This window comes from Mucilaginibacter sp., assembly GCF_028288225.1.
GTDB lineage: Bacteria > Bacteroidota > Bacteroidia > Sphingobacteriales > Sphingobacteriaceae > Mucilaginibacter.
Window position 1 is genome coordinate 145365 of record NZ_JAQBOC010000031.1, and the last position, 24852, is coordinate 170216.

25 protein-coding genes are annotated in these 24852 nt (G+C 39.8%); 12 read left to right on the forward strand and 13 right to left on the reverse strand.

Annotated features, from left to right (window positions below):
- Positions 1-328: 328 nt before the first annotated feature.
- The 3 genes from JWQ54_RS09665 to yihA all read right to left on the reverse strand — a co-directional run bounded on the left by JWQ54_RS09665 (position 329) and on the right by yihA (position 2113).
- The gene (locus tag JWQ54_RS09665; protein WP_299583712.1) at positions 329-841 is read right to left on the reverse strand and encodes a hypothetical protein; all 513 of its coding nucleotides are present in this window, start codon (positions 839-841) and stop codon (positions 329-331) included.
- Positions 842-1061: 220 nt separating this feature from the next.
- Complete coding sequence (locus tag JWQ54_RS09670; RefSeq protein ID WP_299583715.1) at positions 1062-1481, reverse strand: OsmC family protein; 420 nt, start codon at positions 1479-1481, stop codon at positions 1062-1064.
- 14 nt (positions 1482-1495) lie between these two features.
- Entirely contained in the window at positions 1496-2113 is a 618-nt protein-coding gene (gene yihA / locus JWQ54_RS09675) for a ribosome biogenesis GTP-binding protein YihA/YsxC (protein ID WP_299583718.1), read from the reverse strand.
- Positions 2114-2261: 148 nt separating this feature from the next.
- On the opposite strand from yihA, the gene JWQ54_RS09680 reads away from it, so the two are divergent.
- From JWQ54_RS09680 to JWQ54_RS09695, 4 genes are all read left to right on the forward strand, one after another.
- On the forward strand, positions 2262-2747 hold the full coding sequence (locus JWQ54_RS09680; protein WP_299583721.1) for a VOC family protein: 486 nt from the start codon (positions 2262-2264) through the stop codon (positions 2745-2747).
- 333 nt (positions 2748-3080) lie between these two features.
- Positions 3081-4607, forward strand: a complete 1527-nt coding sequence (locus tag JWQ54_RS09685) for an amino acid permease (protein ID WP_299583723.1) — start codon at positions 3081-3083, stop codon at positions 4605-4607.
- Between the two features lie 140 nt (positions 4608-4747).
- On the forward strand, positions 4748-5911 hold the full coding sequence (locus JWQ54_RS09690; RefSeq protein ID WP_299583726.1) for an MFS transporter: 1164 nt from the start codon (positions 4748-4750) through the stop codon (positions 5909-5911).
- Between the two features lie 12 nt (positions 5912-5923).
- On the forward strand, positions 5924-6493 hold the full coding sequence (locus JWQ54_RS09695; protein ID WP_299583729.1) for a MarC family protein: 570 nt from the start codon (positions 5924-5926) through the stop codon (positions 6491-6493).
- A 45-nt stretch (positions 6494-6538) separates the two neighbouring features.
- Here the strand turns inward: JWQ54_RS09695 and JWQ54_RS09700 are convergent, their stop codons facing one another.
- The 4 genes from JWQ54_RS09700 to guaA are packed head-to-tail and all read right to left on the reverse strand — an operon-like array spanning position 6539 to position 10691.
- A complete protein-coding gene (locus JWQ54_RS09700) occupies positions 6539-6763 on the reverse strand; it encodes a hypothetical protein (protein WP_299583731.1) in 225 nt (74 codons plus the stop codon).
- 10 nt (positions 6764-6773) lie between these two features.
- Positions 6774-7961, reverse strand: coding sequence for an RsmB/NOP family class I SAM-dependent RNA methyltransferase (locus tag JWQ54_RS09705; RefSeq protein ID WP_299583734.1), 1188 nt, complete (start codon positions 7959-7961; stop codon positions 6774-6776).
- Entirely contained in the window at positions 7958-9205 is a 1248-nt protein-coding gene (locus tag JWQ54_RS09710) for a hypothetical protein (RefSeq protein ID WP_299583737.1), read from the reverse strand. The genes JWQ54_RS09705 and JWQ54_RS09710 overlap by 4 nt, the downstream gene beginning before the upstream one ends.
- Complete coding sequence (guaA, locus tag JWQ54_RS09715) at positions 9162-10691, reverse strand: glutamine-hydrolyzing GMP synthase (protein ID WP_299583740.1); 1530 nt, start codon at positions 10689-10691, stop codon at positions 9162-9164. Before guaA ends, JWQ54_RS09710 begins: the two co-directional genes overlap by 44 nt.
- A gap of 127 nt (positions 10692-10818) precedes the next feature.
- On the opposite strand from guaA, the gene JWQ54_RS09720 reads away from it, so the two are divergent.
- Complete coding sequence (locus tag JWQ54_RS09720; protein ID WP_299583743.1) at positions 10819-11352, forward strand: GNAT family N-acetyltransferase; 534 nt, start codon at positions 10819-10821, stop codon at positions 11350-11352.
- Here JWQ54_RS09720 and JWQ54_RS09725 read toward each other — a convergent pair.
- The 4 genes from JWQ54_RS09725 to JWQ54_RS09740 form a co-directional block, all read right to left on the reverse strand.
- Positions 11346-11750, reverse strand: coding sequence for a type II toxin-antitoxin system VapC family toxin (locus tag JWQ54_RS09725; RefSeq protein ID WP_299583746.1), 405 nt, complete (start codon positions 11748-11750; stop codon positions 11346-11348). The two genes, JWQ54_RS09720 and JWQ54_RS09725, sit on opposite strands and share 7 nt — an antisense overlap.
- Positions 11725-11910 carry a hypothetical protein gene (locus JWQ54_RS09730; RefSeq protein ID WP_299583749.1) on the reverse strand — a complete coding sequence of 62 codons (186 nt, stop codon included), beginning with the start codon at positions 11908-11910 and terminating at the stop codon, positions 11725-11727. Before JWQ54_RS09730 ends, JWQ54_RS09725 begins: the two co-directional genes overlap by 26 nt.
- A gap of 134 nt (positions 11911-12044) precedes the next feature.
- On the reverse strand, positions 12045-12656 hold the full coding sequence (locus tag JWQ54_RS09735; RefSeq protein ID WP_299583752.1) for a porin family protein: 612 nt from the start codon (positions 12654-12656) through the stop codon (positions 12045-12047).
- Between the two features lie 101 nt (positions 12657-12757).
- Entirely contained in the window at positions 12758-13150 is a 393-nt protein-coding gene (locus JWQ54_RS09740; RefSeq protein ID WP_299583754.1) for a VOC family protein, read from the reverse strand.
- 143 nt (positions 13151-13293) lie between these two features.
- On the opposite strand from JWQ54_RS09740, the gene JWQ54_RS09745 reads away from it, so the two are divergent.
- On the forward strand, positions 13294-13884 hold the full coding sequence (locus JWQ54_RS09745) for a hypothetical protein (protein ID WP_299583756.1): 591 nt from the start codon (positions 13294-13296) through the stop codon (positions 13882-13884).
- 58 nt (positions 13885-13942) lie between these two features.
- Here the strand turns inward: JWQ54_RS09745 and JWQ54_RS09750 are convergent, their stop codons facing one another.
- Positions 13943-14290, reverse strand: a complete 348-nt coding sequence (locus tag JWQ54_RS09750; protein WP_299583759.1) for an MmcQ/YjbR family DNA-binding protein — start codon at positions 14288-14290, stop codon at positions 13943-13945.
- Between the two features lie 174 nt (positions 14291-14464).
- Here JWQ54_RS09750 and JWQ54_RS09755 point away from each other — a divergent pair, with 174 nt between their 5' ends.
- The 4 genes from JWQ54_RS09755 (at position 14465) to JWQ54_RS09770 (ending at position 18421) form a co-directional block, all read left to right on the forward strand.
- Positions 14465-15277 carry an alpha/beta hydrolase gene (locus tag JWQ54_RS09755; protein ID WP_299583761.1) on the forward strand — a complete coding sequence of 271 codons (813 nt, stop codon included), beginning with the start codon at positions 14465-14467 and terminating at the stop codon, positions 15275-15277.
- Positions 15278-15371: 94 nt separating this feature from the next.
- The gene (locus tag JWQ54_RS09760; protein ID WP_299583764.1) at positions 15372-16589 is read left to right on the forward strand and encodes a BamA/TamA family outer membrane protein; all 1218 of its coding nucleotides are present in this window, start codon (positions 15372-15374) and stop codon (positions 16587-16589) included.
- A gap of 127 nt (positions 16590-16716) precedes the next feature.
- Positions 16717-17073, forward strand: a complete 357-nt coding sequence (locus JWQ54_RS09765) for a response regulator (RefSeq protein ID WP_299583767.1) — start codon at positions 16717-16719, stop codon at positions 17071-17073.
- Positions 17074-18055: 982 nt separating this feature from the next.
- Complete coding sequence (locus JWQ54_RS09770; RefSeq protein ID WP_299583770.1) at positions 18056-18421, forward strand: response regulator; 366 nt, start codon at positions 18056-18058, stop codon at positions 18419-18421.
- Positions 18422-18511: 90 nt separating this feature from the next.
- On the opposite strand, the gene JWQ54_RS09775 is transcribed toward JWQ54_RS09770, so the two are convergent.
- Complete coding sequence (locus JWQ54_RS09775; protein ID WP_299583773.1) at positions 18512-19636, reverse strand: hypothetical protein; 1125 nt, start codon at positions 19634-19636, stop codon at positions 18512-18514.
- A gap of 218 nt (positions 19637-19854) precedes the next feature.
- Between JWQ54_RS09775 and JWQ54_RS09780 the strand changes: the two genes are divergently transcribed.
- Both JWQ54_RS09780 and JWQ54_RS09785 read left to right on the forward strand, forming a co-directional pair.
- Positions 19855-22968, forward strand: a complete 3114-nt coding sequence (locus JWQ54_RS09780; protein WP_299583776.1) for a tetratricopeptide repeat protein — start codon at positions 19855-19857, stop codon at positions 22966-22968.
- Between the two features lie 14 nt (positions 22969-22982).
- On the forward strand, positions 22983-24824 hold the full coding sequence (locus JWQ54_RS09785) for a hypothetical protein (RefSeq protein ID WP_299583779.1): 1842 nt from the start codon (positions 22983-22985) through the stop codon (positions 24822-24824).
- The last annotated feature ends 28 nt before the right edge of the window (positions 24825-24852 follow it).

Consider the following 24852-nt stretch of genomic DNA (forward strand, 5'->3'; position numbering starts at 1 on the left):
CTGTTTTGCCCAAAATGCTCTCCAGCAAGCCTGTTATAACTATTGAGCTGATAAGGATAAACAGGATGCGGTTGCCAAAGCGGCTTGCTATTCGGGGATGAGATTAGAGGTTAGTGACCAGAGGTTAAGTATTTTAGCTCGAGGGCAAGTAAACAGAAAGGAAAACTAATCTTTAACCGATCTCTAACCTCCGATCACTAATCTCTCTCAATAATATATACAAATAAAAAGAGCAGATGTTAATCTGCTCTATATTTAAAATTAAATTATGTTGTAGTTGCGGCAAATTAGATGTCCTTAAAACCCTACAACATTTAAAACCAATAAATTATTTAAAATAGTAAGCCAAACGTAATGCTACCTGGCCAATTGTACCATCATGCGACCAGCCTTCGTACCGAATGCCTGCTTCAAAGCCACTATCAAAAGTATAACCAATGCCCGGTGCATAAAGAAATGCTGTTCCGCCGCCGCTTTCTGTTGAAAATGCTGCACCTATCTGTCCTTCTCCAAAAAATCCCTCTCCGTTAAAATAGTATTTTAATCCTGCCTTTACTGGTATAAAACCATTGGATGATTTAAAGCCGGCATTTTTAAACTCACTTTTTACAAGCAGGGCAGTATAACCGGCAGATATGGTAAAAAAGGTGCTTGTTGCTATTGGCAAATCATATTTAATTGAACCGCCAATGCCAAAATTGTAAAAATCACTTGCACTACCCGTTGGTATACCCGCATCAACACCAATACTAAATTTACCGCTTTCTGATTTGCTTGTTTGTGCAAAACTGCTATATGCTGTTACTCCCAGCACCAATAGCGCTAATAGAACTTTTTTCATAAATAAAGGGTTTAAATTGGTTAATAATATTATCAATATATAAAATTAATAATAATTATTATTAAACCTGATTATCAATGATATATAAACAAAAAGAGCAGATATTATTCTGCTCTTTTAATAAGTTGATTATAGTGATCAGAGGTTAAAGATTAGTTAGGAAACAATTAAAAATTTAACATTACAACCTTTAACTAATCTCTACCTCTGTCTCTAGTCTCTACTCGTAAGAGACATTCAAAGTAATAGGCACACTCAACGCCTTTGAAACAATGCAGTTTGCTTTTGCACCTTCGGCGATTGTTTTAAATTGTTCTTCGCTTACGCCTTCAATTATTGCTCCTGTTAAGTTCAAAATAATACCGGTAATAGAAAGGGCCTGCATATCCAGGTCTAAAACCGCATCGGTGCTTAAATCATTAGGGGTAAAGCCTGCCTGGCTTAGGGCCGCACCTACGGCCATAGTGAAACAGCCTGCATGTGCTGCTGCAATCAACTCTTCCGGGTTTGTGCCAACTCCGTCCTGGAAACGGGTTTTAAATGAATACTGTGTGTTGTTTAGTGTGGTACTTTGGGTGGTAATTTCTCCCTTACCTTCGGTTAAAGTGCCATTCCAATGGGCATGTGCTGTACGTTTCATAGTGTCAGTTTTTGTTAAAAGTTTATTTCAGGTATTGTAAATTGCTGGTTTATCTGGCTGATGAAAGCTAAAACCTCATCATGCCCAAGCTGTGTTTCGGCAGATGTTAAAAAATGTTTCGGCACTTCCTCAAAAGTAGCTAAAAGGGCCTTGCGGAACTTAGCGATATTCTGATCTGTTTTTATTGATGATTGTTTATCGGCCTTGGTAAATGCCAATACAAACGACAAGCCTTTTTCGCCAAGCCAGTTACAAAATTCAATGTCTATTTTTTGAGGTTCAAGGCGACTGTCAATCAATACCAGTACGCATTGCAGGCTTTCGCGCTTATCTAAATAGGTATGTATAAACTTGCTCCAGTCGGCTTTTTTGCTTTTTGATGCTCTTGCATAACCATAGCCCGGCAGATCGACAATATACCAGCTATCGTTTATCAGGAAATGGTTTATCAACTGTGTTTTACCGGGTGTTTGCGAGGTTTTTGCCAAGCCCTTTTTGCCGGCCAGCATATTTATTAATGATGACTTACCTACGTTTGACCGCCCGATAAAAGCATACTCCGCCTTTACCGGAGGCGGCAGCTTGGAGATCTGGGTGTTGCTGCAAATAAATTCGGCTGATTTTACGATCATACAACAAAGGTAGCTTTTTTAGATTTGAGATGGGAGATATGAGATATGAGACAGGAATAAATTATCTTTATAGAAATTGATTTTACAATCATTAAACAAAAGAAGATCAGAATTGTCTGTAAATTTGATGTTTAAACATTTAATTAAAATGGAAGATTATAAAATACCTGCCCAAACCCGCATAGGCCATGTGCATTTAAAGGTAAGTGATCTGCAAAAGTCATTGGATTTTTATAGCGGCCTGTTGGGCTTCGAAAAGATGATGATGTATGGCGATCAGGCTGCGTTTATATCTGCAGGTGGGTATCATCATCATATAGGTTTAAATACCTGGCAAAGTAAAGGCGCGCCGCCTGCACCTGAATATGCTCCGGGTTTATTCCATACGGCTATTTTGTATCCCGAACGGAAAGACCTTGCGGTTATATTACAACGGATAATAGATGCCAAATACCCTATAACGGGGGCATCAGATCATGGTGTATCAGAGGCTATTTATTTGGATGACCCTGATGGTAACGGCGTTGAGCTGTACTGGGACAAGCCCCGTGAGCTTTGGCCGCATGATGAAAACGGTGAGCTTACCATGTTTACTAAACGGCTGGATATTGAAGGGTTGCTGGCTGTTGTTTGAACCATGATTGCTATGATTTCTAAACCTGGCAACCTTTAAATGGAGGAAGTAATAAAGCATGACCAAGGTTTCATTACTGGTAAAATTGCAAACAGGGATTGAAATGATGTTAAGAGAGAATTAGAAAGCTTATATTGTTAGGATTGAATTTCCATCAACAATCATGGTCAAAAATAGGTTGCTGAACGGTTAACAAACAAGCCTGATCCCCCACTTTATTCTGAAATAATCACCTCTTCCATTGTTACATTCGGCACTTTACGTTTTCAATAAATTTAAGTACGTTTGGGGAAACTGATTTCGAGTAATTAAACTGATCTTACTATTTAAAAAATGAAGTTATTTGTAAAAAAATCTCTGGAACAATTGATGGCCACGCCGGAAGAAGGAGGGTCAACCCTTAAACGGACGCTGGGCGCAGGCAATTTAGTTGCTTTGGGTATTGGAGCCATTATTGGCGCAGGCCTTTTTGTTAGAACGGCTGCCGCCGCAGGAGGCTTTGCCGGACCTGCCGTAACCATTTCATTTATTATTGCAGCAATTGGTTGCGCTTTTGCGGGCTTGTGCTATGCCGAGTTTGCCTCAATTATTCCTATTGCGGGTAGTGCTTATACTTACGCATATGCCACCATGGGCGAAATTGTAGCCTGGATAATTGGATGGGCACTAATATTGGAGTACGCCCTTGGCGCGGCCACAGTATCAATAAGCTGGAGTGAATACGCAAATAACCTGCTCGGGCATCGAATACCGTACGAGTGGTGCCACTCACCTATGGAGTCCGCTCTGGATGCAAGTGGCATTAGCCATCATGGCGTTATTAATTTACCTGCATTAGTTATTTTGCTTTTATTGTCATTGTTATTGATAAAAGGTACACAGGAGTCAGCAACTGTAAATACTATTATTGTAATTATAAAAGTTTCTATTGTTCTGGTATTTATCGCAATAGGCTGGCAGTTTATCAACCCTGCCAATCATACGCCTTATATGATTCCCGACAATGCACCTGCGGCAAAATTGCCTGATGGTACGCTATATTCCTACACCGATTTTTTCAGGCATGGCTGGGGCGGCGTAATCAGGGGTGCCGGCATCGTGTTCTTTGCATTTATTGGTTTTGATGCCGTTTCAACTGCTGCACAGGAAGCAAAAAATCCTAAAAAAGATATGCCGGTTGGAATTTTGGGCTCATTGGTTATTTGCACCGTTCTTTACATCCTGTTTTCATGGGTGCTAACAGGTGTTGCTCCCTACCAGGATTTTATGCACGCAGGTAAAGAAGCATCGGTAGCTTATGCTATCAGTACTTATATGCAGCATTACGCATGGCTGTCTACCCTGGTAACCGTTGCTATATTGATGGGTTTTTCATCAGTGATACTGGTAATGCTTTTAGGGCAATCAAGGGTTTTCTATACCATGTCAACCGACGGTTTGCTGCCAAAAATATTCTCTGACCTGCATCCAAAATACAGCACACCTTATAAAAGCAATTTGATATTATTTGTTTTTGTTGGATTATTCGCAGCGTTTTTACCTGAAAGTGTTGCCGGTGACCTTACTTCAATCGGTACCTTGTTTGCATTTGTGGTTGTGTGCATTGGCGTAATGATCCTTCGCAAAAAACAACCTGATCTGATCAGGCCATTTAAAACACCGTTAGTCCCCCTTGTACCTATATTGGGTATTATTGTTTGCGGAGGTATGATAGTTAGCTTACCCCACGAAACTCAATTAAGCGCGTTAGGATGGATGGTGCTTGGTTTAATAATCTATTTCACCTACAGCAAAAACAACAGCAAACTTGGCAGCGCAGCCGATATATTGCCAAAAGCTTCTGACTTTGAAAAAAAATAATTTGAATTAAACGGATCTTTAAGTGTAATACTTATAGTCCTGATTCGTTGAATAATTTAACCATAGTATTGAAAGGGTTCTGATTTATCAGAACCTTTTTTGTTACCTTGAAGTTTTAATACATATCTCTCAGCTGATTAATGAAAGCCGATAAAAATCTTTGGATCTTAGTATTTGTCTGCATCATTAATTCCCTGGGTTTTGGCATTATTGTGCCGGTTCTTTATACTTACGGTAAAACCTTCGGACTAACGGGGACAACTCTTGGTATATTAACTGCCTCGTTTTCAATTGCCCAGTTTTTTGCCACCCCGGTTCTGGGCTCACTTTCTGATAAATGGGGCCGCAAGCCGTTACTGGTGATCAGCCTTGCAGGTACCTGTATTTCTTTTTTGATGTTTGCAGAAGCCCGCAGCTTACTTGTTCTTTTCGCTGCGCGCATCCTGGATGGCTTAACAGGCGGCAACGTATCCGTAGCCCAGGCAATGGTAGCCGATACTGCAACCCCGCAAAACAGGGCCAGGCGTTTTGGCATCTTAGGATCGTCATTAGCTTTCGGGTATGTGATAGGGCCATTTGTGGGCGGTGTGTTTACAAACCTTAGTCCGCAGGCGCCTTTCTTTTTTGCTGCATGCATCTCATTAATAGGTACGCTCTGCGCCATGTTTTTTCTGAAGGAAACCAATCATACCAATAAAAAAACAAGGGCAAACCATAACGACAAGTTCAAATTTATTACCCTGGTAACCACCTTAAAACGGCAAACAATTGGCACAGCAGTTTTTATTGGGTTTTTGCTTACCATGGCCCAATTTACCATGGTTATTGGCTTTCAAACCTTTAGTGTAGATGTTTTAAAAATTACACCAACGCAGATAGGGTTGTTTTTAGCAGGATTTGGTTTATGCGGCATAATTATGCAGCTGTGTGTGCCGCTGTTTACAAAACTGTTTTCCTCAAAGTCGGTTATATTACTATTTTCAACTATTTTATGCTTTGGGGCAATGCTGCTGTCGGGCTTTACTTCGTCATTTATGCCATATGCCATTTGCATGTGTATTTATGCCCTGTTCAACGGACTGCGGAACCCCATGCTCAACGCCATCATTGCCGATAATGCGGATAAATCCGAACAGGGCAAAATATTGGGCATAAACCAGTCATACGCATCAATAGGGCAAACCATCGGCCCGTTAACTGCCGGGCTGGTTACAGTTATTTCCATTCATAGTGTTTTCTTCTTATCTTCATTTTATATTTTAGTTGCGTTTATATTGAGTTTCCGGTTAAAAAGAAAAGAATAAAATCCTAAGTCTATGCATCCACTAATTTTCAGAGAGATCCTGTCGGTAACCATGATCCTGTTTGCCATCATTGACATCCTGGGCGCTATCCCCGTAATTATCCAGGTACGCCAGCGGGTAGGGCATATCGAATCAGAAAAGGCAAGCCTTGCCGTACTGGTTTTAATGGTTGTTTTTTTGTTTGTTGGCGATGAGCTGCTTGGGGTGATCGGCCTGGATATTTCCTCATTTGCGATAGCAGGTTCACTGGTGATATTTATTATAGCTATGGAAATGGTATTAGGTGTTGACTTTTTTAAAGAAGAGATCCCGCAATCAGCATCCATAGTACCCCTTGCATTCCCGCTTATAGCAGGCGCCGGTACCATGACCACGCTGCTCTCACTAAAATCGCAATATCAAACCCAAAACATCATTGTAGGCATAGTAATAAATACCTTGTTTGTTTATCTCGTCCTCAAAAATGTCAAATGGATTGAAAGACTATTGGGCCCGGTAGGTTTAAGTATCCTGAGAAAATCTTTTGGAATAATTTTGTTGGCTATCGCGATAAAATTGTTTAGGAGTAATACGCATTTGTAATTTGAAGATGAGTTGATTTGGAGATTTGAAAATGAGCCCATAACCTCATTTAAATGTAAATGATGAAAGATAAGAATCGACCTCTTCTTTTATCAACAAGTAAGCGGGATGATGTTGATCTCTTAATGATTTTAGATAGGCTCCAACTAACGATCCGATTTCCCCACCAGTTGATCCGCTGCTAATTTGTACTTTAATTTCGTCAATCACATAGTCATACTTAGGATCTAAATTGTTCTCGACAATTTTTAATATTTCGGTATAATCCATGTTACGTCGTCTATTCAAGAGTGTACGCTTTAAATGTCGGCGCAACCAACCTCGCCACAAACATAGTATCCGCCTTCCCCTCATATCCCTTTAATACCTTGCTTTCCTCTAATTTTAACCCCAACTCCTTCACAATAAAATCAACCACATCCTCATTTTCTGCCTTAAAAGCCGAGCACGTAATATAAATAAGCGGCTTGCCTGGCTTTAGGTATTTAACCACGTTGCGTACTATGCTTTGCTGCAGTTTCTGAAAAAATTCAATATTGTAAGTCTCAAACTGGCTGATCATCTCCGGTGTTCTTCCCCAGGTGCCTGAACCGCTGCATGGGGCATCGAGGATAATGCCGGCAAACTCATAGTCATGCAATATCAGGTCGTTGTTTTGGGTAAGATCGAGCAGCTTTTTCTGGTATTTGGTGAGGCCCGCCTGCTGGAAGCGTTCATCCAAATTAGCTAATATAGATTCGCGGATATCTGATACCACGAGTTTTAAGTTTGGTTCAAGATCATGCAACAACAGAGATTTACCGCCTGACGCGGCACATGCATCCCACCAGGCATCCCACTTATTGGGCTTAAAAAATTGAGCGGTTTGCTGTGATGAAAAGTCCTGCACCTCAAACCAATGCAGGTTAGGGAAGATAGCCTCCAGGCGCGTTCCGTTTGGCAGGGAGATGCAATTGTTGCCCTCATCTTTAAAAACTATGTCGGCGGCTGCCAGTGCCACTTTTACCTGTGTTTCATAGCCTTTATGTACGCGGATAAACAGATCGGGCTGGATAAAAAATGATCTTAAAAAAGCTTCTTTATTAATTCCTGCGGATAACTGGCTGGTCCACGGGAACACATCATCCAAACTAAAATCCGGATGTGCTGTTTTTACCATTGCAAGTTTCTCAGCCATAGTAAAACCTATGCAAACTGCCCACTCGGGTTTAAAATGCTGCAGGAATGAGTTTAGCTGTGTATTGCATAAAAACTCGGCAACAAACAGCCGTTCATCGGCGGGTATATTGGGGAGCGCCCTGCCCAGGCGGAAATAATTATATAACAACCGGCTGGCAATGCGCCTGTCGGTTGAGCCCATTTGTTTATTTTGACGATAGAAGCCTGGTAAAAATTTACTTAGGGGCGTTTCTGCCGGATACTCATCCAAAATACGCTGAAACGTTTTAAGCTGATTTATTGCCTTCATTCTACCTTTTTCAATTCAAAATTACTGTATTTATAAATGTTTATATGCGTATTTATCCAGCCAAGGCCCACTTTTTTCTGAAAATGGAAATTATTGTGTAGCCCCTCATAATCTTTGCCCGACAAATTTTTAAGATCGCCATTGGCCAGCAGCTGCCCTAAGTACAAGCCCTCATCAAAACCTTTAAAAGCATAAGCAGTGGGTTCGGCATTATACTCACTTCTGTAATCAGTTATAAAGGTAACTGTATTTGCTGCTTTGTAATCTATCCGGTCTGAAGATGTAATATGTGTATTGAGTCGCTGTAGCAGGTCTGCCTTTAAAAAGGATAAATTTACCCAGTTGGGGTGGCCAAAAACGGTAACCTGGTAAACCTTGCTTAAGGTATCCAAAGCCCGCAGGGTAACGTTCAAAAAGTGCTGGTTAGTTGCGGGTATTATAAAAACATTTTCGCTTGTTGATGAAAGCTGGGGCATAAGCGAATTTAGCTGACCATGAATAACCGTTAAATAAATAACCTGTGTATGCTTTTTGCTTAAGCTGTCAATAGCTTTTTTAAACGAGGTAATGTAATCGTTTTCTTCACTATAGCCCGATTTAAGGACAAATACCTTTTTAGGTTTTATCTTATCGTAAACATATTTTGCAGCCCCCCAGGCATGGTATTCAAGGGGAGGCATCATGGTAACTAATCCCTGGCTTTTAATGCTTGCCGGTGATGCCGGTGATAACGGCGAAATTATTGGTTGGCCGGCATTAGGATAAGCACCTGTAAAAGCCTTTATATCATCAGGGAATACAGGGCCCACAATAAGGTCGCTGCTGCGTACAGCCGGATTCAAGCCAAGGCTGTGTGCCTGTGCATTTTCGCCCTTCGAGTCAAAAACCTGCAGCTTGTAGTTATATCCCTGGCCGGTAAGCGAATCAAGCGCCAGTTTAAACCCCCTGTAGTAATCAAGCGAAATATCAGCTTCTTTTAAGGTAACCGAAGTATACGGAGAGCCGGGACGCAAATGATCCAAACCAAAAGGCAGCAGCAAAGCAATAGTTGATACTTTTGATGTTGCCTTAATTCCGTTTTGCGGCTCGGTTTTAACTGCGGCTTTTCCGGGTTCATTTTTTTTAGGCTGTACAGCTACGGGTCGCACCTTTGGTGAACATGCCGCAGCTATAAGCGCAATAAATAAAAACGTTAACCACTTATTCCCACTCAATTGTGGCCGGTGGTTTTGAACTGATATCATATACTACGCGGTTTATACCCTTTACATTGTTAATGATCTCGTTACTGATCTTAGCCAGCAGGTCATAAGGCAGGTGACACCAATCGGCCGTCATTCCGTCTAATGATTCAACGGCGCGCAGGCAGATCACGTTCTCGTAAGTTCGTTCATCTCCCATAACACCTACCGACTGTACCGGCAAAAATATAGAACCGGCCTGCCAAACTTTATCATAAACACCGCCAGCCTTCAAATTGTTGATATAAATCGCATCTGCCTCCTGTAAAATAGCAACTTTCTCTGGTGTAACCTCACCTAAGATCCTGATAGCCAGCCCCGGACCCGGGAATGGATGGCGACCTAAAATATTCGGATCTATGCCCAATGCCTTGCCAACACGCCTAACTTCGTCTTTAAACAGGGTATTTAGCGGTTCAACAACCTTTAGTTTCATAAAATCCGGCAGTCCGCCAACGTTATGGTGCGATTTGATAGTAGCTGATGGTCCTTTTACTGATACTGATTCAATAACATCAGGATAAATAGTACCCTGGCCAAGCCATTTTACATCCTGTACCTCATGTGCGGCATCATCAAAAACCTCGATGAATACCCTGCCAATAGCTTTACGTTTTTTCTCAGGATCGGTTAAACCAGCCAGCGCATCATAAAAACGCTGTTTGGCATCAATTCCTTTTATATTTAAGCCCATGTGCTGGTACGAATCCAGTACAGATTGGTACTCGTCTTTACGCAGCAAACCATTATCGACAAATATGCAATGCAGGTTTTTGCCGATGGCATGGTGCAGCAACACCGCCGCAACCGATGAATCTACACCTCCTGAAAGACCGAGCACAACTTTATCATTGCCAAGCTTTTCTTTAAGAGCAGCTATGGTAGTTTCTACAAATGAATCAGGCGTCCAGTCTTGTTTACAACCGCAAATATCAACCAAAAAATTAAACAGCAATTGCTTACCGTCTGAGCTATGGGTTACCTCGGGGTGAAACTGGATGCCGTAAGTTTGTGTGCCGGTAACCTGGTATGCAGCAACCTTTACGGTATCAGTACTGGCGATCACTTCAAAGTTTTGGCCAACAATGGCGATCGTATCTGCGTGCGACATCCATACCTGCGAACCCGGTAATATCATGCGGAAAAGCGGGTTGGTATCATTAATATATTGCAGGTTGGCACGGCCATATTCGCGGGTGCTCGAAGGCAATACCTCGCCGCCATGAAAATGGGCCATATATTGCGCCCCATAACAAACGCCTAAAATAGGCAGCGTACCATGAAATTTTTCAAAATCAAAAGTCGGCGGGTTTTCCTGCCGTACAGAATATGGACTTCCCGAAAGGATAATACCTTTTACACTGCTGTCAACTTCTGGAAAATGATTAAAGGGGTGGATCTCGCAGTAAATGTTGAGCTCCCTGACACGGCGCGCAATGAGTTGGGTGAACTGCGAGCCAAAGTCAAGAATGAGGATTTTTTCTTGCATGGGCAAAGATAGGATTTTGACGGGAGATTTGAGATATGAGATGTGAGAAATTTTGGATTTTGGATTTCGGATTTTTTGAAGTTGAAAGTAGTAAATTTGCAGATCTACCAGTAGTAAATCTTACCCGATGCCAGTAACTACCCGTCTTGCCAATTTAAAAGACATCCCGCAACTCAATGAATTGATAGCCGTTTCCGTCCGCGGATTGAGCGCGGAATATTATACCCCAAACCAAATTGAAAGTGCCATTAAATATATTTTTGGTGTTGATACGCAACTGATAATTGACGGTACTTATTACATAGCCGAAACAGATGGAACAATAGTTGGTTGCGGTGGATGGAGCAAGCGCAATACCCTTTATGGCGGCGATCAGCATAAAGGAATTGAGGACCCGTTGTTAGACCCTAAACATGATGCTGCAAGGATCAGGGCGTTTTTTGTACACCCGGATTATGCAAGGCAGGGGATGGGCAGACAGATCATTAATGTTTGTGAGGCAGCAGCAGTAAGTGCTGGTTTTACCAACTTTGAACTTGGCGCTACTTTGCCAGGCGTTCCGTTATATACGGTTATGGGTTATACGGCTATTGAAAGGATAGATGCGCTCTTGCCGGATGGTGAAGTTTTGGGAATTGTGAAGATGAAGAAGGATTATTGATCCGATTTAGGATCAGCAAGTTTAGCACTTTGCAGATATGTAATTAATTTTAACTTATCTATCTTTTTAAAATCACTATCTGCAGTAATTAATGGCATGTCGAATATAATTGACGAAGCGGCAATGACGGCATCGGCTAATTTTAAACGATATTTTTTCCTTAACTCAATGTATTTTTCTTTAATAAGCTTGTTCATTTGAATAATTGAACAATCGCTTAAAAGCTCGGTAATTTGTTTTTCCTGCCTTTCAGTAATGCCTTTAAAACTTATCAGTTCGAGCTCAGTAATAAATGAAATATAGATATTTTTGCCTTGCAAAACTTCTTCTAACGTATCACTTCCATCCAGCAGATATAAAATTATATTAGTATCAACTAATATCTCTTTCCCATTCATCTCTCAATTCTTTTTGAATAGTAAGTGGATCCTGTTTCAAATTCATGATTCCATTATACTTTTTTGCATTAAAGCCGCCTGTAGATTTTTCTTTATAAAGAATCTTTTCTATAGCTTCAATATCCTTTTTAGTGGCGCCTTTTTTTAATACCAGTACCATAATTCATTTTTTATTAAAACAAATTTAATGAAAATATAAGGTGATTGCTATTCTTAAATCTATATTCAAAAAAAATCAGGACCCAGTTGTAGGGACCTGATTATATTTAACTGAAAAAATAAAATTATTCCTGCTTAAAAATTAAACCCAATATTAACGCTGGATACGCTATTTCTTATAGCTGAACCTTCATTATTTTTAACTAAATCGGTGGCGGCGCCTTGGCCGTTAAGCTCTATAAAAAATTTGGCTCTATCCGAAATCGGAAATTTAATACCTATCCCTACGTCAAGGCCAATATCAGCAGTGTTAAAAAACTCTTTCAAATCTGTGCTGGTAGCAGTCTCTTTTGCATTTAGTAAAATACCAACATAAGGGCCAAAGTTTAAATACCAGTTCCTTGTGTGTCCAAAATGCCAGTTTGCCATTACCGGGATCGTCAGGTAATCCAACTTATAATCTGTAGTAATAGCCCCGCTGCCATCATCAATAAAACCGTTGCTCCAGCCTTTTTGATCATAAATTAATTTCCCTTTAATGCTCCACCGGTCACTAAAATAATAATCAGCTGAAACGCCTAAGTTAATCCCGCTTCTGTAATCGCTGTTGGTTTGGCCGTTGCCTGTAGTTACCGTTGCCGCGTTATAGCCAACGTTAATCCCAAATTCTGTAGTGCCTTTTGTTTGTGAAAATGCTGTTGTATAAATACCTAATACAACAAGAAGTGTAGTAAAAAATTTTTGCATAATTGTGATTTTTTAAGTTGCGCAAATGTAATCACTTATATGCTTTTAAGAAATATATATCGCAAACGCTATCTCAAGGCAATACTATAATCAAAAAATGTTTATTTGGCTTGCGGCACCGAGTGCAAAGCTACCCTGTTACCTTCAGGATCCATAAAAACTGCCATATGCCCGTATTCTGGCGTAATTTCTGTTTTTGGAATAACTATGGTACCGCCGGCCGCTTCTATTTTATCCAGGATGTTTTGTACGTCGGGATTTGCGTTAAGATACACCAGCGGACCGCTATCTGCCGATGGTTTATAAAAATCGCCGCTTTTGCAAATGGCGCCGCCTATATTCATTGGACTTTCAGTTGGAAACATCCGCATTTGCAATTGTGGCATATCCATGGGGATCATTTTAATATCAAAAATTTCTTCATAGAATTTTTGAGCACGGTCAATGTCGGTCGATGGGATTTCGAACCAGCTAATGGCATTTTTAAAGATCATATGATTAGATTTAAGCTATAAATTTAAACTATTTTATGAATTTGTAAATCTTTAACAATTTATTAATTGAATCATTTACGCTATTATAGAATAGCTATGAATTAATTACGTTAAGGTTCTATATTTGAACAAGAAGATCAGCTATGCTAAAAAGAACACTTTTATCGATATTTATTGTTTTGGGGTGCTTCACAGCAAACGCACAATCTGCCGATTCTGTTTACAGTAAATATTTAGATTTTAACCTCGCCCGTTTCCAGGGTGAGAATGATAAAATAGTAGAGCTTGGTGAAAGCTTATTGCCTGTTGCTGATAAATTACCTGAAAAGGCCAGGATAAACTTTTATTTTTCGATAGGTAAAGTTTATGAGGATAACAATACGCCTGAAAAAGCACTCATTTATTACAACAAAGTAGTAGCGGCAGTGCCCGATTATTACGTAGTGCACAGGGGACTAGGCTATATATATCTTGAGCAGGCAAAGGAGATCAGGAATAAATTATATGCATCGTCAGATCCGGCTGTTACAAAAAAGCTAACCGATGATTATAACACAGCTGCCCGGAAAGCTTTACCCCATCTTGAAAAGGCCCAGGCCTGCGACCCAAGCGATGAAACACTTGATGAGATAAAATCGCTTTATAAAAACATGAAAGACACCGAGGGACTGAATACTTTGGATAGCCGGTTAAAAGAATTAAGTAAGCATTGTATTGATATTTTGGAGGATTAGTAGTGAAGTAAATGGCTAAAGGTAAAGGATTAAGAGTGCTGTAATTAATAACTCAATGCTACACTCCAATCCCTTTCCTGACTTTCGCTGGCAATTTCTCAGCAATCAATTTGTACGATTGCTTTAAATAAAACTCCCATTCCTGCCGGGTTAGCCTGCTGATGTCGTCAATATGCACCCATTTATAGCGCGCAACATATTCCTGCGGAGAAAAACCCTCCTTTGAGATGATAGCCTCAAAATCCTCTGCAGGTACCTTAAATGATGCTGAAACCGGCACACTATCCGGCGAGGTGAACAGGAATGATTTTCCGCCCACATTAAAGCATAAGTGTGAGCCAAGTTTTATGTCTTCGGTTACCCCGGCAAACTGCTTGCAAAGTGTTTGGAGATCTTCTATTGTCATGGTATGTAGTTGAATAGGTTGATTGAGTTGAATTAAGTTGATTAGGTTAACAATCTGCAATTTTTTTTAACGTTAATAGTCAATAATAAACCTAATCTATTAAAATTAAAAGATATAACTCAATCAACCCCTCACTTAATCCAACTCAATCAACCCTACACAACTTACCACAACATGAAGAAATGCTTAACCGCCATAGCCACATTGAGCTTCCTGCTATTTTTAAATGCGCACCTGTTTGCTCAGCCCGCTCCGGAAGGTAATTATTATACCTCGTTTGATAGTACAAAAATTTACTACGAGGTAAAGGGTGATGGTTATCCGGTGATATTGATCCATGGTTTTTCGGGCACGGGGCAGGGTTGGAAAAACTGCGCCGTTTATAATGATCTATTGAATGCGGGCTATAAAGTTATTCTGATAGATCAGCGGGGTAACGGGCGGTCAGACAAGCCGCACACGGATGCCGGTTACTCAAATGATGCCGAGGCCAAAGATATTATGGGTCTTGCCACTTATCTTAAATTAAAAAATTATGATGCTGTAGGTTACTCGCGCGGCTCTATCATTGCATCGCGGCTTTTAGTTTTAGATAAACGCCTGCATAAGGCGGTTATGGGCGGCATGGGTGATGCCTATACCAACCCCGACTGGCCCCGCAGGATCCATGCTTATAAGGCTTTAATGGGCGATACCACATTACATGATGTTGATGATATGGTAAAGTATATCCGCTCACAGCATTTTGATGAGCTTGCACTTGCCTATCAGCAAAAATGGCAGCCATCAACCAGCAAAAAAGAGCTGGCAGCCGTGCGCAGGCCTGTGTTAATTATCCGTGGCAGCGACGATAAAGAAAACGGCTCAGAAATAGGTTTAAATAAACTTATCCCACATTCGGACTTAAATTATGTTCCCGGAAATCATAATACTGCCATCAGGAACACCGAATTTTCTGAATCTGTGACCAGCTTTCTAAAAGACTAAATTTTACTAAATAGGGCAAGTGCGGCAATAGCTGTAAATCAGTTTATTATACTGGCTACAAAACAATTTTTTTTATTTTTTCTTTTAATAGAATATGGATAAATTTTTTACAACCATTTTTTATTGTTTACTGCCTTGCCTTATCTTTGCACAAACGCCTACAGATACAGCTAATGTAAAGGTGGATACTACAGGGCAAAGAGACCTTATTGATATTGGTTCAGCTATTTTAAAGTTAAAACCAAGGCCTTATAACCCGGAAAAAAAGCAGGTATATTTTTCTATTTTACCCATATCATCATCGCTGCCTGGTGGCTCTAAGGCAATTGTAACATCTACAACGGCCGGTTTTTATTTAGGCAACCGAAAAACCACTTACCTGTCAAGCGTAACTTTTGCGCCATACTTTAACTTAAAAGGAAGGTATGGCTTGCCTCTGCATTCAAGTATATGGATGCCTGATAATACATATAATGTGCAGGGCGATACCCGCTTTTTAGTTTACCCGCAATATACCTGGGGGCAGGGAGGCAAGCGTGCCGAGGGTGATAAACTTTTGGTGGATTTTAACTATATCAGATTTTACCAAAGTGTGCTTAAACGGATAAAGCCCTATTTTTATGTGGGCATAGGGTATAATCTTGATTATTATTTTAACATCAATACAAGAAACAGCCACTCTGCGGTTACGCTAAAAGATTTTACAGGATACCAGTATGGCACAACGGAAGGAAATTCTTTTTCATCGGGACTTACCGTAAATGCAGTGTACGATACCAGGCAAAATTCCATCAATCCTATTCCGGGTGTATATGCCAGTTTTATTTACAGGCACAATGCCGGACTACTGGGAAGCGACAATAACGCACAATCGGTGTATATTGATTTTCGCAAATACATAGCCTTAGGTAAAAGCGGCAGGAAGAAAAATATACTTGCGATGTGGAGTTATTACTGGACTGCTATCTCAGACGGAACGCCCTTTTTAAGCTTACCAGGCATAGGAAATGACCCCTATCAACGGTCGGGGCGCGGAATTGAACAAAATCGTTACAGGGGAGAAAATTTACTTTATTTTGAGGCAGAATATCGCCGTGATATTACCGATAACGGACTGTTTGGTTTCGTAGTATTTACAAATTTTAATTCGGCCAGTGAGCCAAATACGCATCGTTTTGCCTATGTAAACCCTGCAGCCGGTGGCGGTCTCCGTATAAAATTCAATAAAAGATCTGATACCAATGTTGCCCTTGACTATGGTTTTAGTAAAGGTTATAGCGGTCTGATAATAGGACTTGGAGAGGCTTTTTAAGTAAAAATTTTAATATTATAGTAATATATTAATTATTAATACAAAATATAGATTATATTTACTCAGTAAGTTTTAGCCGATCCATAGTTTTTATTTGCATCCATACTTTTTTAATTTTTAACGTTACATGGGAAAGCGGATTTTAGTATTGGATGATAACCAGGATATCCTGGATATAGTGCAAGAAACTCTAATGTATGAGGATTTTGAGGTGCAAAGCACTTCACGGAGTGACGCAGTTGTATCTTTGGCTGAAACGTTTATACCCGATTTGGTTATATTGGATTATCGCGTTGCCGGTTTAAATGGAGGCGAACTGTGTATGCAATTTAAATCACACCCCCGTTTTAAAAATATTCCTGTAATTATCTATTCAGCCTATATTAACAATAACAGCGAGTTATATGCTTATGGCTGCGATGCAATTATCAATAAACCCTTTGATTTAACCGAACTGGTAGAAAAAGTTAACAGTTTATTATAAATAAAGCCACTCCTTATTCATATTATTGCCTGTTGTTATTTTTTTAAAGATATATAATTATTGTACGGTTTTTGTTGTTTTTTTAGCGAAAAGATTGCCCCAAATAATGCTTTAATATGTTATCGCCATCAAATAATTACAGTAAACCTATGCGCAATAAGAAGAGATTATATTTTTGTCCAAAATGTAAAAAAAAACTGACCGAGAGAATTAGCAGAGGCATACTGGTCAAAACATTTTTATTTTGGCTTCCTATAAAAAGCTACTTTTGTTATTACTGCAAACGCAAACGTTACTTTTTTCATTAATTTTGTTTAAATTTCATTAATACTGTTTAAATTTTGCTTGTTTCCATAAGTCATTATTGCTTTATATATTCTATTTTTATCCGATATAAATAGTTCATAATTTTGGCGAAAAGAAAATTTAAATCAGAAGATTACAACTGTCTTAAATGTGGCAGTCCGTTTCATTTTCAGGTACGCAGAGGCTGGTTTATGAAAAGATTATCATATTTTTTTCCGCTAAAAAAACTCTTTTGCGCTAAATGCAAAAAAGCCTCGTACGTGTTTATAAAAAAGGAAACAACTGTTGAGGTATAAAATTCACCGCATATTATTCTCCTTATTTTAACTATCGCTTTAATAAAATTCCTTTAAATAGAAAATATGTCTATTTTTTGAACAATAGTTTAGAAATGTGAACATAAATATCAAATTATATTAATAATCCACTACATTTTAGTACAATATATAAAAGCCAAATTATTTAGTTATAAACAGCTTAATGCAATAAATAAAGGTTTTTTTGCGCGATTATTCAAAAGTGCATATAATGTTAATAAAATCCGGCGGTATTGGTTAAAAAGATGGTATAGTAATTGTACTTAATACAATTAACATTGTATTTACTTATACAATAATATTAAACAGGCTTAAATATAATGCCTTTATATGAGTAAACTATTTAGTAATAATTTAAGATGAGACGGATATTAGCGGTGGATGACGATAAGGATATATTGGATGTTTTGCAATATATTCTTGAAGATTCGGGGTATGAAGTAGAGACACTTTCCGACGGGCGATTTTTGTTTGAAAAAATAAACGCACATATGCCCGATTTAATTTTGCTTGATATAATGCTTGGCAGTTTGGATGGACGGGATCTTTGCAAAGCAGTTAAGGCTACAGATGCAACCCATGATATACCTGTTATACTAATATCTGCCAGTCATAGCGTGGCCGGTTCAATGAATCAAAAAGGCGCTCCGGATGCGTTTATAGCCAAACCCTTTGATATTGATGATCTGCTGACGGCTGTAAAAGGACAATTAGCAGCCGCATAAGTAAGTTTGCAGTTGCCGGTTTGCGGTTGGCAGTTAAAAGCCAAATCAAAACCATATATTGTTAACCCCATTAACAAAACTGCTCACTGCCTACTGCTTCACCCCCAGTTCCTTCAGTTCCTTGTCAATCCGCTCATTCCATTTTTGCTGTTCAGTAGTATTTGTGCCGTGGTGGGTTTCATCATCATATTGCTTCTGCAGATTATTCATTTCCCTGTAAGCATCCAGGTATTCCTCATTTATTGGCCCATTGTAATTTTCCGTGGTAAGTGTCCTTGCTTTAATTGTCTGCTTAAAATGTTCAGCTGCTATTTTTACTATATCAAAATGTCTTTGCTCGTGGTTTAAGGTGTAATTATTCCTGCTGCCTTCCTTTGCCCAGCTGGCGCTTTTTGGTAAACAAGCTTTAATACCAAGGTGCAGATTAATTATGCCATTAACAATTTCGGCATGTTCGACATAACCAAGGGTAGGAAATACCTCTGCCTCATATTTACTATTTGGTACTTTCGATTGAAAATCAGCCCAGGTTAAAGGCCGCTTAACGTTATAGTAAATGCTGTCGCCTTCGGGCTTTTCAGTATAATCAGTAAACATAACTTTAACGCCACGGGCCAGTTTAATATTAGTTTCTGCCTGTTGGTTCATCCAGGTATTTATATATAACAGCCCGTTTGTTAATACGTGCCGCAACGTTGGTTCTATATCCCGGGTTTGCCCCGCATCCCTATTATAAACCGCCTTGCCATTATAATCTGCAAGGTGCAGCATATCATCCTCTCCCTTATCAAGGGCAAAAGAAAATATCACATCTATGCGCCCCTCCACTATGTTGCCTGCCTGAGCTGTTTCACTTATGTTTATCTTTTTCAGGCTGATAATTACCGGGCGCAGTGCAGTATTTCGGGGGATGCTGTTATTAATAAACTGCTTAATAGCAAGGAATGTTCCACCTTTTAAATCAACAGGATACGCTTTAGATTGTATGCCTTTAATATTTATGATAGGCATAAGTAGTGCAATTGCATGGCGATTTTCACGTTCATCGATTACTTTAGCTATATAAAATTCTTTAGGCGTTATCGGCAGCCGCTCATCAGCTAAAACAATATTATCAATTTGTTTTGGCGAGGATTGAAAACCGGAAAATGCGATGAAAACAAATAATAAAATACAGTTATAAGAAATTTTGAGAGTATAATTTAAACTGGTCATTATCAAATATAACGCTATTCAGGCTATGGTATTATTTGTCCCATATAAACAGCCGGGGTATGCTATCCTCCGTTCTTAACACCTTGTAAAGTTTTCCACACCTATACCATGTAATATTTACTATCCGTTAAAAACAATGTTCTCCACACTATGTGAATTACTATTGTGGAATACCTTTTTAGGTTTCGCTATTTTCGCGAATCGTTAGTTTGCTCCTTATGATAAAACTTAAATACGTTTCTTTTCTTGTACCTATATTTTTTGTTTTAACAACACGCGCTCAGCAAAACCTGTCTTTTGACATTTACCGCACCTATCATGCCGCTATCGAGCTGTTTGGTAAAGGTAAGTATGTTGCTGCATCCGAACAATTTCGCCTGGTTGAAACCTCGAGGGTTAAAACAAGCACACAGCCTAAGTTTGAATCGGAGTTATCTTTAATAAAAGAAAACTCGCAGTATTATGAAGCGTTATGCGCTCTTGAACTGGGAAATGACGATGCCGAGAGCATGTTCCTGCGTTTTATAAAGGAACATCCGGAAAACCCGCTAACAAAACTGGCTTACTTTCAGATAGGACGCTCTTATTCAAGGCAGGAAAAATATACCGATGCCCTGCGATGGTTTGATAAGGTGCAGGCCAATGAATTAAGCGGAAGGCAAAACACTGAGTATAAGTTCCGCAAGGGTTATGCCTATTTTGCTACCAACGATTATAAGAACGCCCAGCAGCTTTTCAGCGAGGTAAAAAATACGCATTCGCCATTTACTGATGATGCAATTTATTACTTTGCTTATATAGCTTATTTGAATAAGGATTATCATTTGGCGCTGGTAAACTTTGAGCGCCTTAAAAATTCTAAAAAGTACGAAAATAGCTATCCTTATTATATAAGCGCTGTATATTTCTTAGATAAGCGTTATGATGATGTGCTCAATTATGCGGTGCCAATTATCAAAAACACCCATCAGCAGCACGAAACTGAAATGCTGCGCATAATTGCAGCATCGTACTTTGCTAAAGCCGATTATGATAATGCGGCAAAATATTACGGGCGTTTTGAGGAAGAGGACCAGGGCCATACTCAAAATACACAGGATAGTTACCAGATGGGCTATACCTATTTTAAGGTCGGCAATTTTGGAAAAGCGGCAAGTGAGCTTGAAAAGCTTCAACAGCAAAATGACGTTTTTAGTCAGAACGGTAATTATACGCTTGGGAATGTTTTCCTGAAAATGAATAACAAGCAAAGTGCACGCAGCGCCTTTTTTGCAGCGTCGAGACTTAATTTTGATAAACAATTACAGGAAGATGCTTTGTACGAGTATGCTAAGTTATCATACGAGCTTGATTTTAACACTCAGGCGCTTGATGCTACCAGGCTGTACCTGAAAAATTATCCTAACTCAACCCGCAATAACGAAGTTAAAACACTGCTGGGCGAAGAATTACTTAACTCACATAATTATAAAGAGGCTGTTGAAATACTGGAGCCCATTCCTAATAAATCTGCCAGTGCGCAGGCTGCCTACCAAAAAGTTACTTACTATCGCGGCCTTGAATTCTATAACGAACGTGCTTTTGAGAACGGAATAGGTATTTTTCTGCGCTCGTTAAAATACCCGGTTGATAATAAAATTGAAGTGATGACCACCTATTGGATGGCTGAAGCTATGTACGAGGTGCGGAAATATGGTGAATCTGTTGATAATTTTGAAAAATTTCTTGCTTTTGACGGGGCCAGTGAAACCGGTGTATATAATTACGCAAATTATGCCCTGGCCTATGCAGCCTTTGGCGATGAACAGTACAAAAAGGCAGCCACCTATTTTCAGAAATTTTTACAGGGTGAAGAAAAGGATCCAAATACAATAAACGATGCTGTAACCCGCCTGGGCGACAGTTATTTTGTAATGAAGAATTATAGCAAAGCGCTTGAATATTATAACCAGATAATTGAAAAGCATACTGCAGGCCAGGATTACGCATTATTTCAGCGTGGTATGATCCAGGGTTTACAGAATGCCCCGGATGCCAAGATCAGCACATTAACCAATGTGCTTAACACCTTCCCTAACTCGGATTATGCCGACGATGCATCATTTGAAATTGCGTACACTTATTTTTTGAAAAATGAAGGCGACAAGGCAAAAAGTGATCTGCAGGCTATGATCAAAAAATACCCAACCAGCAGCTATGTATCCCGTGCCCTGGTTACTATTGGGCTTATTGACTACAATGCAGACAATGACTCCCTGGCTGTTGAATCGTTTAAAACGGTTATAAAGGATTACTCATCAACCGAAGAAGCCAAGCTGGCGCTTAAACAGGTTGAGAAGATCTATACCGACAAAGGTGATGCGCAAACCTTTATCAATTATGCAGCAACAACGCCTATTGCCAATTATACAGCAGCCGACCAGGAAAGTATTATGATAACCGCCGCCAATAACTTATACGTAAAGGGCGACTGGCAAGGAACGATTGGGGCAGTGAATGCTTATTATGATAAGTTCCCAACCAAACCAATTTATGAAAAACAGGCAAGATTTATCCGGGCGCAAAGTTTGGTTAACTTGAAAAGGCTTGATGAAGCCGTTGTTGATTATAATGTTATACTTAACGACTGGACAAGTCCCTATACTGAGCAGTCGTTAATAAGCATGGCCAAGCTGTATATGAACCAGAAGAAATATAACGAGGCCATCTCTTATCTTAAAAAACTGGAAACAAATTCAGAATACAAAGCAGATTATACCTGGGCCATAAATAACCTGCTGGTTTGCTATGCACAGATGGAAATGCCTGATGACGCCCTAAACTATGTTAAGCTGGTGCGCAGCAACGAAAAAACTGCCCAGGAAGATAAATTTAAAACAGGCCTTTACGCTGGTCAGGCTTACCTTCAAAAGGGTGATACTACCAATGCGATAACTGAATTTAATTATACGCTTACTAACACCAAAACCGTTGCAGCTGCCGAGGCAAAATACAACATTGCTGAAATTGAGTTTGAGAAAGGCAAGTATAAGGCATCGCAAAAAACCTGTTTCGAGCTGGTGAAGGATCTTCCCAATTATGATTACTGGGTAACCAAGACCTTTATTTTACTGGCCGATAATTATGAGGCGCTTAAGGATGTGTTCCAGGCTAAGGCAACCCTGCAAAGTGTTATTGATAACTACAAGGGCGACGACGACATATTACCAACAGCCAAACAAAAGCTTGATCAGCTCTCTGGTGGAAAAGCAGATCAGAAACCGGCCGGAACAGAGGAAAAGAAACCGGACGAAAAGAAACCAGAGGAAAAGAAACAGGATAACAAAGAATAAAAATGAGACAAGCAATGAAATTTAAATATATATACACGCTGCTTACCTTAATAATAGCTTTATACTTTGTTCCTGCAAATGCACAAACAAAGCACAAGGCTAAGAAACCGGCAGCAAAAACAGTTGTAAAGCCTAAAGCAAAACCAGTTGTGAAAAAAACTGCCAAACCAGCATCGCCACAGCAAAAAGGTGCCGCAGGTTTAGGTGATGCTGCCACTAAGGTTCCTATAGATACTACCAAAAAAGGGGGCAAAGGGAACGATGCTATCCAGGGCAATTTATCTGAAGAGATTGTAGTTACCACAGCTTACAAGCCGGTACTGGCCGATGCCGTTAAGATCCGCCGTAACCCCGACCTTGAAGATAAAACCCCGTTTAAAGCGCCTTTAACTTATATCCCCATTGATAAAAGACTGGAGCTTAACACGAGCATTAAGCGTCTTGATGCTATGAAACGGCCGGCAGAGCGAGATTCTGTGCCAACCAATAATTATGTAAAAGCCGGGCTTGGCAGCTTAAAAACAACCTACGGCGAAGCCTATTTTGCCAATGGCCGCGATGAAGCTTTGCAGGTTGGCGGATGGCTTAAACATTTTGCACAAAACGGCAACATGTACAAGCAAAACACAGCCAAAGAAGAAGTTGGCGTGTTTGGTAAAAGCGTTGGTGAAGAGAATAATATAAGTGGCCGCATAACTTATAACTACAACAGTAATTATTTTTACGGGTTCGACAGGTATAATGCGCCTGCTCTTTTACAGGTAGATAAACAACACTTCAGTACCATAGGTGCCGAAGGCGAGCTCGCCAAAAACTATAAAGATGTTGAAAATGATTTTACCTACGCCCTTAAATTAAAAGGTTACTCATTTAGCAACGCTTACCAGGCAAAGGAAAATAACCTGGTATTATCGGGCTTTTTTAATCAAACCATTAAACAATTTTATGCGGGACTGGCTGCCTCGCTTGATCTGAGCACGCAAAAGGATAGCCTTTACGATCACAACAATAGCCTCATCAGGCTTAACCCTTATATAAAATTTCAGGGTGATAATTATAAAATTGATGCAGGCGTTAACATTGTTGATCAGTTTGGTTATAAATCGGCTTTCTATATATTCCCGGCGGCAAGGGCTGAGCTGCAGGTTATCCCCAAATATGTACGCGTATTTGTTGAAGCTAAAGGCGATGTAAACAAATCATCGCTGCGTGATTTTGCGATGTTCAATCCTTTCATCGGCCAAAACATCGACTTAAGAAACTCTATTGACCAACTGGATCTTGCTGCGGGTTTGAAAGGCACTATTGCACCGGGCCTGGGCTTTAAAGCTACTATTTTCCGTAACGAGGTTAAAAACATGCCGCTGTTTGTGAGCGATTTTGATTTTACAAAAGGATACAACAGGTTTAAAGTTATTTATGATGAAGGAAGATCGCGCGTGAGCGGGTTTACCGGCGAGCTGGATTACAAGGTGTCGGAAGATGTAGATATTTTCGGCAGGGTTGAATTTAAAGATTACCAAATGGCAACCGTTAGCGAGGCTTGGAATCTGCCTAAATTTTTATTTAAAGGCGGCACCGTATTTAATATAAGTGATAAGATCACCGTATCAGGTACATTACTGATCCGTGGTTCGGTAACTGATCCGCATCTGATCCAAACAACGCCAACTACAACAAGACTGGCGTCACTTGATTCGTTTGCTGATTTGAGCGGAGCCGTTGATTATAAAGCAACCAGCAGGTTTTCGGTTTTTGTACACGTAAATAACATTTTAAACAGCGCCAGCCAAACCTGGTTATATTATCCGGATTACGGATTTAATATATTTGGAGGTGTTGGATATAGTTTTTAAGCTTTTTTGATATTTTATAATAAACCGT